13 protein-coding genes are annotated in these 16632 nt (G+C 53.5%); 8 read left to right on the forward strand and 5 right to left on the reverse strand.

Features of this window, described 5'->3' with window-relative positions; translation table 11 throughout:
* Window positions 1–16 precede the first annotated feature (16 nt).
* The gene (locus NYR02_RS05065; RefSeq protein WP_260975308.1) at window positions 17–895 is read left to right on the forward strand and encodes an NAD(P)-dependent oxidoreductase; all 879 of its coding nucleotides are present in this window, start codon (window positions 17–19) and stop codon (window positions 893–895) included.
* Window positions 896–897: 2 nt separating this feature from the next.
* Window positions 898–1692, forward strand: a complete 795-nt coding sequence (locus NYR02_RS05070; RefSeq protein WP_260975309.1) for a hydroxypyruvate isomerase family protein — start codon at window positions 898–900, stop codon at window positions 1690–1692.
* Here NYR02_RS05070 and NYR02_RS05075 read toward each other — a convergent pair whose 3' ends face one another.
* The 5 genes from NYR02_RS05075 to NYR02_RS05095 form a co-directional block, all read right to left on the reverse strand.
* A complete protein-coding gene (locus tag NYR02_RS05075; protein WP_260975310.1) occupies window positions 1693–2343 on the reverse strand; it encodes a DUF1289 domain-containing protein in 651 nt (216 codons plus the stop codon).
* A gap of 212 nt (window positions 2344–2555) precedes the next feature.
* The gene (locus NYR02_RS05080) at window positions 2556–2765 is read right to left on the reverse strand and encodes a cold-shock protein (RefSeq protein WP_270049508.1); all 210 of its coding nucleotides are present in this window, start codon (window positions 2763–2765) and stop codon (window positions 2556–2558) included.
* Between the two features lie 695 nt (window positions 2766–3460).
* Window positions 3461–3862 (reverse strand): lactoylglutathione lyase, encoded by a 402-nt coding sequence (gene gloA / locus NYR02_RS05085; protein ID WP_260975311.1) that lies wholly within the window; start codon window positions 3860–3862, stop codon window positions 3461–3463.
* 9 nt (window positions 3863–3871) lie between these two features.
* Window positions 3872–4507, reverse strand: coding sequence for an endonuclease III (nth, locus tag NYR02_RS05090; RefSeq protein ID WP_260975312.1), 636 nt, complete (start codon window positions 4505–4507; stop codon window positions 3872–3874).
* Window positions 4508–4557: 50 nt separating this feature from the next.
* The gene (locus NYR02_RS05095; protein WP_260975313.1) at window positions 4558–5799 is read right to left on the reverse strand and encodes a GGDEF domain-containing protein; all 1242 of its coding nucleotides are present in this window, start codon (window positions 5797–5799) and stop codon (window positions 4558–4560) included.
* A 118-nt stretch (window positions 5800–5917) separates the two neighbouring features.
* On the opposite strand from NYR02_RS05095, the gene NYR02_RS05100 reads away from it, so the two are divergent.
* The 6 genes from NYR02_RS05100 (at window position 5918) to rfbB (ending at window position 16591) form a co-directional block, all read left to right on the forward strand.
* Entirely contained in the window at window positions 5918–6310 is a 393-nt protein-coding gene (locus NYR02_RS05100) for a thioesterase family protein (protein ID WP_260975314.1), read from the forward strand.
* A gap of 180 nt (window positions 6311–6490) precedes the next feature.
* The gene (locus NYR02_RS05105) at window positions 6491–11521 is read left to right on the forward strand and encodes an alpha-2-macroglobulin family protein (protein ID WP_260975315.1); all 5031 of its coding nucleotides are present in this window, start codon (window positions 6491–6493) and stop codon (window positions 11519–11521) included.
* A gap of 40 nt (window positions 11522–11561) precedes the next feature.
* Window positions 11562–13979, forward strand: a complete 2418-nt coding sequence (pbpC, locus tag NYR02_RS05110; protein ID WP_260975316.1) for a penicillin-binding protein 1C — start codon at window positions 11562–11564, stop codon at window positions 13977–13979.
* Between the two features lie 115 nt (window positions 13980–14094).
* Window positions 14095–14637: a dTDP-4-dehydrorhamnose 3,5-epimerase gene (gene rfbC / locus NYR02_RS05115; RefSeq protein ID WP_260975317.1), complete on the forward strand. Its 543-nt coding sequence runs from the start codon at window positions 14095–14097 to the stop codon at window positions 14635–14637.
* Window positions 14634–15521 (forward strand): dTDP-4-dehydrorhamnose reductase, encoded by an 888-nt coding sequence (rfbD, locus tag NYR02_RS05120; RefSeq protein WP_260975318.1) that lies wholly within the window; start codon window positions 14634–14636, stop codon window positions 15519–15521. The genes rfbC and rfbD overlap by 4 nt, the downstream gene beginning before the upstream one ends.
* Window positions 15521–16591: a dTDP-glucose 4,6-dehydratase gene (gene rfbB / locus NYR02_RS05125; protein ID WP_260975319.1), complete on the forward strand. Its 1071-nt coding sequence runs from the start codon at window positions 15521–15523 to the stop codon at window positions 16589–16591. The genes rfbD and rfbB overlap by 1 nt, the downstream gene beginning before the upstream one ends.
* Window positions 16592–16632: the final 41 nt, after the last annotated feature.

Below are 16632 nucleotides of genomic sequence, written 5' to 3' on the forward strand. Positions count from 1 at the left end.
CTTCGGGAGATCAGTTATGCAGCAACAACGAATTGGCTTTATTGGTATGGGCTTGATGGGCGTGCCTATGAGTTTGCGTTTATTGGCGGCGGGGTATTCCCTCAGTGTCTGGAATCGCAACGCCAGTAAAACAGAAGCGGCGCGTCAGGCGGGAGCCCGTGTTGCCAATTCTGTTGCGCAGTTGGTGGCAGACAGCGATGTTGTAATGCTCTGCGTAACGGATACCGCAGCGGTTGAGGCGATTGTCTTTGGCGATGACGGCATTGCCGCGAATGCTCGCAGTGGTCAGATTCTGATCGATTTTTCCAGCATTGAACCCGAAGCAACCAGACAGATGGCGGCCCGCCTGACTTCTGCGTGCGGCATGCATTGGGTTGACGCACCGGTTTCCGGTGGTGTGGCTGGTGCAGAGCAGGGCATGCTGGCGATTATGGCCGGTGGTGATGAAGCGTTAATTGATCGTTTGCGTCCTTTGCTGGCGCCGCTGTCGCAGCGCGTTACGCGTATGGGGCCGGTGGGCGCAGGACAGGTAACCAAAATCTGTAATCAGATGTTGGTAAGCTGCAATGTACTGGTTATGGCTGAAGTCATGGCGCTTGCCGAAAAAGCCGGTGTTGATGCTCTGCAGATTCCGGCTGCGCTGAAAGGCGGATTTGCCGATTCTGTGCCTTTGCAATTGACCGGCCCACGCATGGCAGAGCGTGATTTTGACCCCGTTAAGTGGCACGTAAAGACGCTGTTAAAAGACCTGGATATGGCCAATGATCTGGCCAGAATAATGAAAAGTGCCATTCCAATGGCCGGACTGGGTGCAGAACTGATGCGTCTGCACGCAAGCCAGGGTAACGCAGAGAAGGACCCCTGCACTCTGGTGACTATGTATACGGAGAAATAAGGGTGAAACTCACCGCAAATCTGTCCCTGATGTACACTGAGCTGCCTTTTTTGCAGCGTTTTGCGGCAGCGCATAATGATGGTTTTGGGGCGGTAGAAATCCAGTTCCCTTACGATACGCCGATCGAGCAGATTCAGCAGGCGCTGAGCGAAAATAACCTGCGATGTGTGCTGATTAATGTACCGGCTGGTGATCTGATGGAAGGTGGCGAAGGTCTGGCTGCTGTACCAGGAAAAACCGCTGAATACGCCGCCGCGATGGTCGAGTGTCTGTACTATGCACGCGCCTTAAAAGTATCCTGCGTGAATGTTCTGCCAGGGCGTTGTAACGATGAAAACAAGCGTGTTTTTTATCTGGATACGTTCAAAAAGAATTTACTGAAAACGGCAGAAAGCCTCGCACCTTTTGGCATTACCATCACGTTTGAAGCCATTAATACCCGCGACATGCCGGGTTTTTTGATTTCTACCGGGCAGCAGATGCTGGATATTATTGCTGAGCTGAATCATCCGGCGATTAAAGCGCAATTTGATATTTATCATATGGCGCTGATGGGGCATAACGTCTGTGATTTTATTAATCTGCATGCGGCTAAAATTGGTCACATTCAGTTTGCGGATATTCCAAAACGGGGTGAGCCTGGCAGTGGTACGCTGGATTTTCCCTCTATTTTCCGCTGCATCGAGACATCTGGCTATAAAGGCTGGGTTGGCGCCGAATATAAGCCAACGCGGACAACGTCGATGACTATGCAGTGGAAGCGCGATCTGGCGGTTAATGTCGCTCTCTGTTCCTGATCAGCGAAACATATCCAGCTGAGAATCGTCAGCCTTGCGCGCTTTCGTTGAAGATTTTGTGCGCTCTTTGGCTGGTGCTTGTTCTTCCTTATCTTTATTTACTTCCGCGCTTTGCTCTGCGGTTTCGGCCGCAAACAAGCTGCTGGTTTCCCCGCTGGTGGACTCTGCCGCGCTTGCTGCCTGCCTGTTCTGTGGCTCCGCTGTGGGTATTGGTTCAGATGGGCTGTCACGCTCAGCGATGACGGCCGTCTCTGTATTGATGCCGATGACGCTTGGTAGCTCTGGCTTTTCCTGGCGTGCAGAGTCTGGCTGCGGCTCGGTTTCTGGCACTGGTTTGGCTTCAGGTACTGGTTTGGCGGTGGCCGCGGCAAACAGATCCAGTTGCGGTATGGCGCTATCGTCTTCTTCGGCGACAGCGGTTTGTTGTTTTGCGCTGAGTACTTTCAGGCGACGCTTTTCACACAGATTAACGACCAGTTGCTTCTGGAATGTGGTGAATTGATTCCAGTAAAGGCGCTCGTCACGACTGCGGAAGCAACCCTTGCAATAGCCACGGTTATTCAGTTCGCAAATGCGGCGGCACGGACTGGGAATGTCAAAAAATTCGCCTTGATCAATCATGGCAGTTAACGTCAGCTGATGATCACTCAAGATTAACAGGTTCTGCGCAGCAGGAAACCGTTGGGCAGGCCAATTCTGTGCAGGGGGTCAGGAAAGATGCGTGTTGGAGAAGGGTAGGGGCTGGTTGCGGGCAGAGGGAATCTGAAGGGGGGCCTAAATGAAACAGCCCACAAACACCGGAGTGAATGTGGGCTGCCAGAAGATGCTCAGTCTGGTCCGAAGACCAGACCAGGCTAAAAGGCTTACAGAGGAGTAACGTTTTCCGCCTGTGGACCTTTCTGACCAGTAGTAACTTCCATCGTTACTTTCTGGCCTTCTTGCAGAGTCTTACGACCGCCGCCGTTGATAGCACTGAAATGTACGAATACATCTTTGCCAGATTCCTGCTCGATGAAGCCGAAACCTTTTTCGTCATTGAACCACTTGACGGTGCCTTGAACTATATTTGCCATGCTTTTTTTTCCTGAGTAATGCGCCAATCAACGATCGGCCTTGCTATATCTTCTGGCATTTTCATCGATACTGGCCGGCGAACCGGGAAGACAATCAATAAATGCCGCTATCGACCAGTATCTTGCATATCTTACGAATATGGAGCACTCGCCAACACACCTGCACACCTGTACAGGCACAATTATAGTATCTTACTTATTCGCCCTTACCAAGCCTTAGCGGGGCAGTTTGGCAACTATTTGCAGCATGTGCGCTGTTACAGGCGTTAACGGCCGTTTTTTGCTGAAATAAGATGCGCAAAATCACAGGAAATCCCGCTGTTCCGGCATTTTTCGTGGCCTGCCGACGTTCTGGCGTAACGGCTTTTCCCTCGTCAGTGGGATCGCTGACCCTGCTCAGAACGTCTTTCGGTCGACCGCCGGCGCTTGAAAAATGGATCATTTTGTCACTCTGGGCAGGTTAACAGTACTCTGTCGGGCTGCGATAACCCCGGTTGACGGTCTCAAATGCCGCCGGCCAGAGCCGGTGATGGTTGGGGAAGATGGCTCTGCTGTGTCTGAAAGGGCCAACCTGCCGGTCGTGAGTGAGGGCAATGAGGGCTGTGATATAGGTTCGTGATGGAAGCTCAGGCCGGGCGCGGCTTAAAGGTACTGCACTTCCGCTACCAGCCCAGAGCCATACAGCGTGTCGCCGCTCAGAAATTATGGGCGTCGGCGCGTTTCTCAATCAGTTCAATCTTATAGCCGTCCGGATCTTCAACAAAGGCAATCACCGTGCTGCCACCTTTAACCGGGCCGGCTTCACGCACCACATTGCCACCATTATTACGGATGCGTTCACAGGCTTCGGCAGCGTTGTCGACTTCGATGGCAATATGGCCGTAGGCGCTGCCCAGATCGTATTCGCTGGTGCCCCAGTTATAGGTCAGTTCCAGCACCGCACCTTCGCTTTCCGGCTGATAACCGATAAAGGCCAGGGTGTACTGGTATTCTTCGTTGTCGTGTTTGCGCAGTAGGGTCATGCCCAGCACTTTGGTATAAAACTCAATGGCGCGGTCCATATCGCCGACGCGCAGCATGGTGTGTAACAGTCGCATGGGAAGCTCCTAGTCTGATGTCTTTTGTTTGAATTCGCACAGGTCTTCGATGATGCAGGCGCCGCATTTGGGTTTGCGTGCCACGCAGACATAACGGCCGTGCAGGATTAGCCAGTGGTGAGCGTCGAGCTGAAATTCTTTTGGCACGACGCGCATCAGGCGTTGTTCTACTTCATCAACATTTTTACCCGGCGCAATTTTCGTGCGGTTGGACACGCGGAAAATATGCGTGTCTACCGCAATGGTTGGTTGGCCAAAAGCGGTATTCAGCACCACATTAGCGGTTTTGCGCCCGACACCGGGCAGGGCTTCCAGCGCTTCACGGGTTTGCGGCACTTCGCCGCCATGTTGTTCAAGCAGAATCTCGCACAACCTGATGACGTTTTTGGCTTTGCTGTTAAACAGGCCGATGGTTTTGATGTATTGCTTTAAACCTTCTTCGCCCAATGCGCGGATGGTCTCTGGCGTGTTTGCCACCGGATAGAGCTTACGTGTGGCTTTGTTGACGCTAACGTCGGTGGCCTGGGCTGATAACAGTACGGCAATCAGCAGCTCGAACGGATTGCTGTACTCCAGTTCGGTTTCCGGATGTGGATTTTCGGCCTTCAGGCGGGAAAAAATTTCGATGCGTTTTTCTTTATTCATGCGGATAACAGGCTGACTGAATCAGCGCGTATCATAACGCCGATCCTGTTCTATTTCGCCTTTTCTACCCGGTTGCGGCCATTTTCCTTGGCTTTGTACAGCGCTTTGTCGGCGCGTTTCATTAAATCCTCGATGCTTTCGCCGCTGTTGCGACGTGCCGCGCCAAAACTCATGGTGACATTCAGAGTCTTGCTGTCGTTGTTCTGGCCGCGTTGTTTTTTCCCCTGACGCTGGGTCTCCGGGCGCTGCTGACGATTGCGCACCATTAAAGGGTAGGCGGCGATGCGTTCACGGGTTGCTTCAATAAAAGGCAGACATTCATTCAGCTCGGTGGCCGGGAAAATCAGGGTGAACTCTTCACCACCGTAACGGTAAGCGCGCCCACCGCCACTGGTTTTATTCAGTTGAGCGGCAACCAGACGCAGCACGTCATCGCCGACATCATGGCCGTGGGTATCATTGAACTGCTTAAAATGATCGATATCCGCCATCACCAGCAAATAGCGGCCATGACGGTGTTTCAGATCATTCATCAGTGCCCGGCGACCGGGCAGGCTGGTGAGTTCATCAATAAAAGCAAGATGATGGTTGTTAATCAGCAGCGTGGCGAATAACAGCAGTAACGACAGACTGCTGACCAATACGGAGATTTGGCTGGCATCCAGGCGATAAAACAACCAGCCGTGCAACAGCAGCAAGGCCAGCATCGCCAGCGGGGTATCACTCTGGCGTGGCAGGCGGTTAACCATCAGCGCGGTACCCAGAGTAAAACTGATCCACGCCGGCAGCGGCAGCAAACCGGCGCTGGCCTGTTGGCGAAAGCCTTCAACCCAATCCAGGCTGGCGGCATACCAGGAGCTGATACTCAGGCTGCCAAGCAGTAATAATTGCAGTGCCAATATGGCCGGAAATAACAGACCTCCCAGCGATAATGGCCGCCGATCCGGCAGGTAGCGGATTAATGCCGCATTGAGTGGCCATAACAGGCATAACCAGAAAAACAGCCAATAGGTGTCGGGATCGCTGAGTTGTACCTGTAACCGCTGTTGCACCAGAGCGTAAGTGGCCAGCGTCAGAATGGCCATCTGAGCAATACGGCCCTGGTTAAACAGCTGCGCCAATAACAGCAGTAGCACACCTAAGCCATACGGCAGAGCCTGCAGCAACAGGGCGTAGTCGGCATTCCAGCGCGGCATATAAGGCAGGGAAAACCAGGCTGCCAGCAGAACAATAAACGGCAGGGCTGCCGGACGAAGAGAGCGGAGGTAAGGCACAATTAATCTCAAAGTCATTAATAGTGAATCAGGCTCTAACTATAGACGCCTGTGCTGGCCGCAATTGCAACATTGTGTTGGAGAATGGCAACGAATCTGCGATAAAACGCCTATTTTCCTCCGGAGCAGAAACCCTATGCAGATTGGTGACCGTTACGAGCTGGAAGTGGATATTACCGCGGCGTATACGGCGCAGGGATTGTGCACAACAATAGAAGAACGTTTTCCTGAGGTACTGGCAACAGCCAAAATGATTGCCCTGATGGAGCTGGCAGCGTCACGACTGATGACGCCATTATTGGCTGCGGGTGAACTTTCGGTCGGAGTGCATGTAAATGTGACCCATATAGCGCCGACGCCAGTCGGAGCGAGTGTGAAAGTCAGTGCTGAGTATCTGGGCAAACCGGCCGACTTTTACGAATTCGAAGTCCGCCTTGAAGATGCGGCAGGGATAGCCGGGGCGGGCACCCATGGCCGTGCCATCGTAGCCGAAGAGCGCTTGCTGCAAGGAGCTGAACGGCGACGTTAATGTGTGACATAGACCGCTTTTACGGCAGAATTTTCAGGTGAAGGTGGCTTCCCCCTCGGATATACTTCGCGGCTTATCAATAAAGCGGCTTCTGTCGTTTTCAGGATGGCGGCTCTGCTGTCAGCAGCGAATGCACAATGGACTACAGGCCCGGTTAAGGGTACTTCTAAGGACTACATCATGATCAGCCCACGTCTGGCGCTTGTCGCCATTATTTCCTCCGCTTTATTGCTTGCCGGGTGCAGCGATAATGATTCCGGCAGCTCGTCAGCCAGTTCTGCTCAGGCAGTCAGTGAGCCGTCACTTGATCAGGTAGCCGAGGCTCCAGCGTCGAGCGCCATTCCGGCTGAATCCGTTGCTCCGGCAGGTACAAAAGCCCAGGCCGATGCTAAAGCCCCCGGCGAAAAGCTGACAACGGCCGAACTGTACGCCGGTGTGCCGTTACAGGTAGCGGATATCAGCGAGCAGAATTACGACGATGGTAGTGCCATAGGAATTACCTTTTCTGTACCGCTGGATGGCAGTAAGAACTTTCAGGGATATTTACTGGTGGAGCGTGAGCTGAATAACAGCAAGCGTGAACCCGTTGATGGCGGCTGGATCTTATCCGACGATGGCCGCACCGCGTATTTTGAAAGTGTTGAACCGGACAACCGTTACTGGGTTACCGTTGATTCTGGCATCCGCGCGATTAACGGTGAAACCCTGCACAAACCCAGCCGTGGTGATGTGAAATTCGGCTCGTTGAGTGCCAGCCTTGCCTTTGCCAGTAACGGCCATTTCTTACCATTAAATCTGCATACCGGTCTGCCGCTGTATGCCTTAAACGTCAGCGAAGCCAATGTGGCTTTTCACCGGGTAAATGCCGATCAACTGGTGCGTTTGCTTAACTGGAAAAACCGTGGCCAGAGCGAAAGCTATTACCGCCTTGATGAGCTGCCACAATTTTCTGAATTAGTGCACGAAGGGCGTTTTACTCTGCCTGCCGAGCGTAACAAGCGCCGCCAGATTAATTTACCGCTGCAGGATATTCCGGCGCTGCGTGAAGCGGGTGTCTACCTGGCAGTGATGGCACGTCCCGGACAGTATGATAACCAGCTTGCCGTTACCTATTTTATGGTGACCGATATCGGCGTGCATATCCGCAATTACGGCAACGGCTTTGATGTTTATCTGAATACTCTGGGCAGCCCGGAGCCGGTCGAAGGCGCACAGGTTCAGTTATTAAACAGCAATGGCAGTGTTGCCTTTGAAGCAACCAGCAGTGCCGCAGGACGCGTCAGCGTACGCCGTAAAATTGATTACGGCCAGGTGCTGGTGGTGCGTAAAGATGAATCCGTCAGCCTGGTGAATTTAAATACTCCGGCCCTCGATTTATCCGATTTCCGTCTGGCCGACCGTCCATACAACAGTGCCGAACTCTTTATTTATGCACCGCGTGATATTTACCGTGGCGGTGAGACTGCCACCTTCAGTGCTTTGTTGCGTGATGATGATGGCAAGAGTGTTAATTCACGGCCATTAAAAGGCCGCATCATCCGCCCGGATGGTCAGAAAGTAAAAGACATCAACTGGCAGCCGGCTGCCGGTGGTTATTACCAGTATGAATATCCGCTGGCCGCCGATGCCCAGACCGGTAACTGGCGTTTAGAAGTTGAAGGCGTGAGTAAAAACCGCGTGGTGTATCAGTTTAAAGTCGAAGACTTTATGCCTGAGCGTCTGAAGCTGACCTTTAATCCCGGACAGAATACCACCCGATACTTCACCAGCCGTGAGCGTCTGAATATTCCGGTACTGGGTGAATATTTATACGGTGCACCGGCGGCGGGTAACCGTTTTGATGCCAGCATCCGTGTATCGTCACTGGCACATCCTTTTGAACAATGGCCGGATTTCCATTTTGGCAATGTGCGCGAAACCGACTGGAATCAGCAGTTTATTGAAAACGGTGCTGTGCTGGATAAAGACGGCAAGCTGAGCCTGAATATTGATTCCCGCTGGGATGGTGCCAAATCGCCGCTGGCGGTAACCGTTACCGGTAGTCTGTTTGAATCCGGCGGTCGCCCGGTGGTGCGCCGCCATGTTGCCCGTGTTTTACCGGGTAAAGAGCTGGTCGGTATCCGCCCGCTGTTTGGCGATCGTGCAGCACGTAATTCACAGGCAGAATTTGAGCTGATTAAAACCAATGCCAAAGGTGAAAAACTGGCGGCCGATAATTTGCAGGTGCGGTTAATTAATCAGAATCGCCGTTACCACTGGCGCTATTCCAGCAACCGCGGCTGGTATGTGGAAACCAGCGAGCGTGAATTCAGCGAACTGACACTGACACGCAGCATCAGTGCCGGTAATACCGAAAAACTGGCGCTACCGGTCAGCTTCGGCAGCTATCGTCTGGAAATTACCGATAAAAGCACCGGTTTAATCAGCAGCATGACCTTTGATGCGGGAGAAAACTGGTATTGGTACTGGGAAGATGCTCAGAATGCCGAGCAGGGCGCACGCCCGGATAAAGTTGTATTGGCTCTCGATAAAGCCGCGTATGCCGCCGGTGATGTCGCACGTCTGAAAATTGTACCGCCAGCGGCCGGTGAAACCCTGGTGGTGGTCGAAAGTAATCAGCTGTTGTGGAGTGCCCGGGTAACCACGCCCGCCGAAGGTGCCACGCTGGATATTCCGGTCGATGAATCCTGGAACCGTCACGATATTTATATCAGTGCGCTGCATTTACAGCCGGCCGACAACAAACAGCGCATTACCCCGACCCGTTCAGTGGGGCTGATGCATCTGAAACTGGATCGTGAACCACGCCGTCTTAATATTGCCCTCGATGCCCCAAAAAAGTGGACGCCGAACCAGCGTGTCGTCACCGAAGTGACAGTCAGCGATAGTAACGGTGGTGCCGTTAACAGCGCTTGGGTAACCCTGGCGGCGGTGGATGTTGGTGTGCTGTCGATTACCGATTTTAAAACCCCCGATCCTTTTGCCTGGTTCTTCAGCCCGCGCCGTTATCTGGTGGATATGTACGATATGTACAGCCATTTAATTGGTCTGAATAACAACCGCATGGCGACTCAGCGTTTTGGTGGTGATGCGCCGGAATTAAGCCGTGGCGGTAAAAAAGCCCGCGCCGAAGTACAGATCGTATCGTTGTTTTCCGGTCAGGTGGCGGTGAAAAATGGCGTTGCCCGCATTCCGCTGCAATTACCCGATTTTAATGGCCGTCTGCGGTTAATGGCGCTGGCCTTTGATGACGAACGTTTCGGCAGTCTGGAGCAGGAAGTCACGGTCGCAGCGCCGGTGGTTACACAACTGTCTTTACCGCGTTTTGTCGCCGTGGGTGATGAGACCAGCGTGGCGCTGGACGTTACCAATTTAAGTGGTGAGCAGCAGGTATTAAATCTGCAATTCAGCCTCACTGGCCCGGCAGTCGTGCGTGATAACACACCATTAACCCAGCAGCTGACGCTGGCTGATGGTGAAAAACAAACCCTGTTATTACCTCTGCGTTCAGAGTTCCCGGCCGGGCAGATTGAAATTGGCCTGCAATTAACCGGTGCCGGTGATTACTCTCTTACCCAGAGCTGGAAACTGAACAGCCGTGCCGCCCATCCGGCATTGACCAAAAAGAAACAAGTGGTATTGCAGCCGGGCGAGCGTCTGGTGTTGGACGGCAGCGAGATGGATGGTTGGATTCCGCAATCACTGGAAGCGCTGCTCAGCGTTAATAACCGCGTGAATTTAAATCCGCGCAGTCAGCTCGAATACCTGCTGCATTATCCGTACGGCTGTCTGGAGCAATCGTTAAGCTCCACTTATCCGTGGATTTATGCAACGCCGAATCAACTGTCGGACCTGGGCCTGAAAAATACCACCGGCCGTAACCGCGACAGTGCCCTGGACAGCGGCATGGATCGTATTGTTAAGCGCCAGATGAATCATGGCGGTTATGGTTTGTGGTCTAACCACGACGATTATGAACAGCACTGGTTAACCGCTTATGCCGGTGATTTCCTCACCGATGCCCAGGACGAAGGTGTACGTGTTGATGCCGATGTACTGCGTAAAACCCTGAGCCGTTTGCAGGAATATCTGCGTGGTCGTGGTAATTTCAGCGAACGCTGGAATGACCGTCCGGAACTTTACCGTCAGATTTATCAGAGCTATGCCGCCTATGTTCTGGCGCGGCATAAAAAAGCATCGCTGAGTGATATCCGTCGCCTGGCGGGTGAGGCGCGTCTGGATTTACCGGCCCTGCCATTACTGCATCTGGCACTGGCGGCAAAATTACAGGGCGACCAGCAGCTGTCTGATCAGTTAATGGAAAAACTGAAAACCGTGCAGCGTGAAGAAAATTATTACCTCGGTGATTATGGTTCACGGGTGCGTGATACCGCGCAGGTGGTACGCCTGTTACTGCAGTATCGTCAGCAGCAGAGTTTTGCGCTCAGCCGTGCTGAAGCGCTGGCGCGTATGCTGGAGCGTCGTACTTACCTGAGTACGCAGGAACGTAACGCCATCTTTATGGCGGCGGTGCAGCTGGATCGTGTGCCGGGTGATGAGTGGAGCGGTGAGCTGAGCATGGGCAGCGTATTAAAAACCCTGCAGCAGGCCGGTGAATTTAATCTGCTGGAAAGTGGCAGCAGCCTGCGTGATGGCGTAACGCTGAGCAATACCAGCAGCGATCCGTTATTCGCCACGCTGATGTATCAGGGTCACAGCAAACTGGCACCGCCGGCTGAAAGTAATGGTGTGAGTATTCAGCGCCGTTATTTCACCACCGACGGTCAGGCAATTATTGCGGATGACGGTGCACTGCGCATGAAAGTCGGTGAGCTGATGCTGGTGCAGCTGGAAGTAAAAGCCGATAAACGCCGTCCTGATTTATTGCTGGTGGATTTATTACCGGCCGGTCTGGAGCTGGAAAATCAGAACTTAAGCGCATCGATCAAGCTGGATGAGATCAATATCGATACTCAGCCGGTGGCCGAATGGCAGCGCCGTTCGCGTATTTCTCATCAGGAATACCGTGACGACCGTTATGTCGCCGCCATTGATGCCGATTCTTACAGCACCACCCGGGTATTTTATCTGGTGCGGGCGGTAACGCCGGGTAATTATCAGGTGCCGGTGCCGCTGGTTGAAGATATGTACGACCCGGAAACCCGTGCGCTGGGTACTACGCCGGATATTCTGTTTGTTACTCAGCCCTGATTCTCTGATGTTGAATGTGTCAGTCAGAAGAGTCCTCTGAGTGAGTAACATACCCGCCAACCGTGCCGCGTTTAACGCGGCACGTTTTTTCCGCCTGCCACAGAACAGAGCCACCCGATTTGTGCTGTTGCTGGCAGTTTTTTGCCTGCTGTTAAAAAGTGCCGATTGGTTATGGCCACTGGCCGTACCCGATCCGCAACGCCAGACAGAAGGTGCGCAGAATGATTTTGCCCAGCTGGTGGTTGATCACCATGAACGGCCGTTGCGTGCCTTTGCCGACAGCAATGGAGTCTGGCGTTATCCGGTAGAGCTGAGCGAAGTATCGCCTTTTTATAAAGAGGCATTACTGAATTACGAAGACCGCTGGTTTTATTATCACCCCGGAATCAATCCTTTTGCGCTGCTGAGGGCTACCTGGCAAAACTGGCGCTGCGGTTGTGTGGTATCCGGTGGCTCGACCATTTCCATGCAGGTGGCACGGCGTTTTCATCCGCACTCACGCTCCATCGGCGGTAAGCTGGAACAGGCCTTGCGGGCATTACAGCTGGAGTGGCATTACAGCAAAGATGAAATATTCACCCTGTATTTAAATTACGCGCCTATGGGCGGCGTGATTGAAGGGGTAGGGGCGGCCAGCCGTTTATATCTGGATAAACCGGCACTGGACTTATCGCTGGCCGAGTCGGCATTAATGGCGGTATTACCCCAGGCACCGTCGCGTTTGCGCCCCGACCGCTATCCGCAGCGGGCATTAAATGCACGTAATAAAGTGCTGCAGCGCATGCTGGAATTTGGCGTGATTACCCAGGCCGATTATCAGCAGGCGTTGCTGGAACCGGTATTGGCCTATCAGCCGCATACACCGCAGCTGGCACCGTTACTGGCGCGGGAATTACGCCGGCAAAATGCCGATAAAAGCCTGATTAAAACCACGCTGGATGCCGATTTACAGTACGAGATAGAAGATTATCTGGCGCAGGAAATTCAGCGTTTTCCGCCCAGTCATTCTGCCGCCATTCTGGTGCTGGATAATGCCAGCCACGAGGTGCGCGCCTATGCCGGTTCGGCCGATTTTGCCGACGATTCACGCTTCGGCCATGTCGATATGGTGCAGGCGCAGCGCTCGCCGGGGTCAACCTTAAAACCTTTTATTTATGGACTGGCAATAGAAGACGGGCTGATTCACTCCGCCAGTTTATTGCGCGATGTACCACGCTATTTTACCGATTATCAGCCGGAAAATTTTACCCGCCATTTTTCCGGCCCGGTGTCGGCCACCGAAGCGTTACGGCAGTCACTTAATTTACCGGTGGTGCAGGTGCTGGAGGCTGTTACTCCGGAACGTTTTGCTGCAGCCCTTGCCAATGCCGGAGCACGCTACCGTATTCCCGGTGATGGTAAGGCCAACCTGAGTATGGCGCTGGGTGGCGGCGGATTATCGCTGGCGCAGCTGGTGCAATTGTATTCTGCACTGGCGAATGGCGGTCAGGTCTGGCCGCTGCGTTATCTGAATGGGGAGTCGCCATCCGTCGCAGGCTCACGTTGGTTATTTTCGACAGAAACGGCCTGGGTATTAAACGATATGCTGCGAAGTCCGCGTCCGGACCGTGCGCGCAGTTATGCCCTGCAGGATAACGACCGCAGCATCGCCTGGAAAACCGGCACCAGTTATGGCTTCCGAGATGCCTGGGCGGTGGGTGTGACTCCTGCTTATACCATTGGCGTGTGGTTTGGCCGCCCGGACGGCACGCCATCGCCCGGACATTACGGCGCGCTCAGTGCACTGCCGGTGCTGTTCCAGTTATTTGACCGCATTGAACATAAACCTGGGGTCCTGCCACAGCCGGAGCAGGTCAGTCAGGAAACCATCTGCTGGCCGTTGGGTAAGAGTGCCGCTGAAACCGCAGCCGATCAGTGCTTCCAGACCCATAAAGCCTGGCTGGTACGGAGTCAGCTGCCGCCGACCTTACGCGATGAGCGCAGCGATGGTTTATGGCGCAACCCGTTAACCTACTGGACCAGCGAACGCGGCTTATTGGTCGATAGCAGTTGTGATGTGCCCGCACGCACAGCGCACCAGCTGGCACTCTGGCCACGGCCGCTGGAACACTGGCTGCCGGCCAGTCAGCGCCTGCGTAACCGTTTACCCGCCGTTGATCCGCGCTGCAGCGAGCCTCCGGCTCTGGCACTCGAACCGCTGCAGATTACCGGTATTCAGGATGGCCTGATTCTGCGCTCCAGCCGTACCCGTGCCGGCGGCAGCGCTGCCTTACCGGAAATCTCGCTGCACGCTCAGGGTGGATTGGGTCCGCGCGACTGGTATGTGAATGGCCTGCACGTAGGCAGTAGTGGTGAGGCCGAAACCCTCAGTTACCGCTTCAGCGTGACCGGTGAGCAGGAAGTGGTGGTGATGGATGCTCAGGGCGAGCTTGACCGGCGTACACTGCAGGTAGAATAACCTGACCCTTATGCTTTCCGGTTGCGGCAGGCTGTTGGTTTAAGCGGACGCGTGCTATAACGCGCGCGCTTCGTATTTATTTACTCCGCTGCCGCTTTCTTTTGTGGATACCACCATGCTGACGCCGTCTTCCGTCTTTAACGATGTGTACATTATTGAACCCAGAGTCTATGAAGATGAGCGCGGCTTCTTTATGGAAACCTTCCGTCAGGAATGGCTGGACGATCTGACCGGAGGCGCGGCGTTTGTGCAGGATAATCATTCGGCTTCCCATCAGGGCGTTTTGCGCGGCCTGCACTATCAGCTGGAGCAACCGCAGGGCAAATTAGTGCGCGTGGTGGCAGGCCGTGTGTTTGATGTGATTGTTGATATGCGCCGCACTTCACCAACCTTTGGCCGCTGGCAGGGCTTCGAATTATCCGCTGACAACCGCCACCAGTTATGGGTGCCGCCGGGTTTTGCCCACGGCTTTTATACCCTGAGTGAACGGGCCGAATGCCTGTATCGCTGTACCGGTTATTTTCACGCACAAAGCGAACGCATTCTGCGCTGGGATGACGCGGATCTTGCTATCCGCTGGCCGTTACAGGGCGAACCCAAATTATCTGAAAAAGACGCCAGAGGCTCCTCTTTTAAACAGGCCGATTATTTCGTATGACGCCGGTTAACGTATTACTGACCGGCGCCGGCGGCCAGCTGGGCCGGAGTCTGCAGGCAAGCTGCCCGGATTGGATCAGGCTGCGCGCCTGTGATCATCAGGCACTGGATATCTGCGACGACAACGCGTTGCGCCAGGCCTGTGACGGACAGCAGCTGGTGATTAACTGCGCCGCGTTTACCGCCGTCGATCAGGCAGAAATTCAGGCAGAAAAAGCGTACCGCGTAAATGCTGAGGCTGTTGCGGTACTGGCAGAAATCTGCCGTCAGCAGGGCGCGCGTTTACTGCATCTTTCCACCGATTATGTGTTTTCCGGATGCGGCGATACACCACTGATATCCGAGGCTGAAACCGGCCCGCTGAATATTTATGGTCAGTCTAAATTAGCGGGTGAACAACAGGCGGCCAGTATTTTAAAAGATGATCTGTTGGTTATCCGCAGCGCCTGGCTATACAGCCATTATGGCCATAATTTTTTACGCACCATGCTCAAATTAATGCAGGCCGGTCGTGATCTGCAGGTGGTTAATGACCAGTATGGCTCGCCTACTTCCGCAACAGAGCTGGCTGAGGTTATCTGGCAGTCGGCGTGGCTGCTGTATAACGGGCAATTACAGGGTATTTATCATTGGGCGGGCAGCGGTGTGGCCAGCTGGTATGAATTTGCCTGTGAAATACAGCGGCTGGCGCTCAGCCTTGGGCTGTTAACACAAGCGGTCAGAATTACTCCGCTCAGCAGTACTGCCTATGCCGCAAATAATCCGGCCATCCTCGCTCAACGTCCGGCATTTAGCGCACTGGACCCGGCCCCATTACATGCCCGGCTGCAACGTCAAGCTGTCTGCTGGCGCACAAGCCTGCAGCGTTGTCTGGAATCTCTCTGATGAAACGTTTACTGGTAACCGGCGGTGCGGGATTTATCGGAGCCAATTTTATTGAATACTGGCAGGAAGAGCATCCGCAGGATTTTATTGTGGTGCTCGATATCCTCAGTTACGCCGGTAATAAAGCCAATTTAGCTGAGGCGTTAAAACGGCCGAATACGGTGTTTGTGCAGGGCAGTATTAACGACCGCAGCCTGATTGAATATTTACTGGCTTTTTATCGTCTGGATACGATCGTTAATTTTGCCGCAGAGTCCCACGTCGACCGTTCGATCAGTGCACCGGAACAATTTGTCGAAACCAATATTGTCGGCATGCTGAATGTATTACAGGCAGCGCGTCATGTGTGGATTGAAGAACCGCTTAACGCTGGTAAACCAGTGCTGCCGCATCGTTTTCATCATGTTTCAACCGATGAGGTTTTCGGTGATCTGGGTGAAGAGGGTGAACCATTCAGCGAGCACAGCCGTTATCAGCCGAGTAATCCTTATGCGGCCACCAAAGCGGCGTCTGATCATTTGTTAAATGCCTGGGCGAGAACCTACGGGCTGAATGTGAGTTTATCGAATTGTTCCAACAATTTCGGCCGTTATCAGTATCCGGAAAAACTGATGCCACGGATGATTACCAACATTCTGTTTGAGCGGCCTTTAACGGTATTCGGTAATGGTCAGCAGGTACGCGACTGGTTATATGTGAAAGATCACGCGGCAGGTATCGATCGTATTCTTGGCGCCGGAAAAACAGGCTGCAATTACAATATCGGCGGCCATAATGAACAGACCAATCTGCAGTTTATTCAGTTGTTGTGTGGCCTTATCAATGATGAGTTTGCCCGCGATGCTTCATTAGCAGAACATTATCCGCAGGCCCTGAGTGCCATCGACGGACGTTCGCAACAGCTGATTACCCATGTGCAGGACAGGCCGGGGCATGACGTGCGTTACGCCATTAATGCCGGAAAAATCAGCAGAGAATTAGGATTTATGCCGCAGCATGATTTTGCCGCGGCGATGCTGGATACCGTGCGCTGGTATCTGCAGCATCCGCACTGGTTTGCGGCTCATTAACGGGCTGAGCAGAACGCTCAGCCGCGTTAAATTCTGCAGCC

The organism is Thalassolituus pacificus (genome assembly GCF_025318105.1).
In the GTDB taxonomy this organism is placed as follows: Bacteria; Pseudomonadota; Gammaproteobacteria; order Pseudomonadales; family Oceanobacteraceae; genus Venatoribacter; species Venatoribacter pacificus.

Excerpts from the sequence above, each read along its gene's own strand:
- NYR02_RS05065 (WP_260975308.1), top strand. The coding sequence starts at position 17 with ATGCAGCAACAACGAATTGGCTTTATTGGTATGGGCTTGATGGGCGTG.
- NYR02_RS05080 (WP_270049508.1), bottom strand. The coding sequence starts at position 2,765 with ATGGCAAATATAGTTCAAGGCACCGTCAAGTGGTTCAATGACGAAAAA.
- gloA (WP_260975311.1), bottom strand. The coding sequence starts at position 3,862 with ATGCGACTGTTACACACCATGCTGCGCGTCGGCGATATGGACCGCGCC.
- nth (WP_260975312.1), bottom strand. The coding sequence starts at position 4,507 with ATGAATAAAGAAAAACGCATCGAAATTTTTTCCCGCCTGAAGGCCGAA.
- NYR02_RS05095 (WP_260975313.1), bottom strand. The coding sequence starts at position 5,799 with ATGACTTTGAGATTAATTGTGCCTTACCTCCGCTCTCTTCGTCCGGCA.
- NYR02_RS05100 (WP_260975314.1), top strand. The coding sequence starts at position 5,918 with ATGCAGATTGGTGACCGTTACGAGCTGGAAGTGGATATTACCGCGGCG.
- NYR02_RS05105 (WP_260975315.1), top strand. The coding sequence starts at position 6,491 with ATGATCAGCCCACGTCTGGCGCTTGTCGCCATTATTTCCTCCGCTTTA.
- rfbC (WP_260975317.1), top strand. The coding sequence starts at position 14,095 with ATGCTGACGCCGTCTTCCGTCTTTAACGATGTGTACATTATTGAACCC.
- rfbD (WP_260975318.1), top strand. The coding sequence starts at position 14,634 with ATGACGCCGGTTAACGTATTACTGACCGGCGCCGGCGGCCAGCTGGGC.
- rfbB (WP_260975319.1), top strand. The coding sequence starts at position 15,521 with ATGAAACGTTTACTGGTAACCGGCGGTGCGGGATTTATCGGAGCCAAT.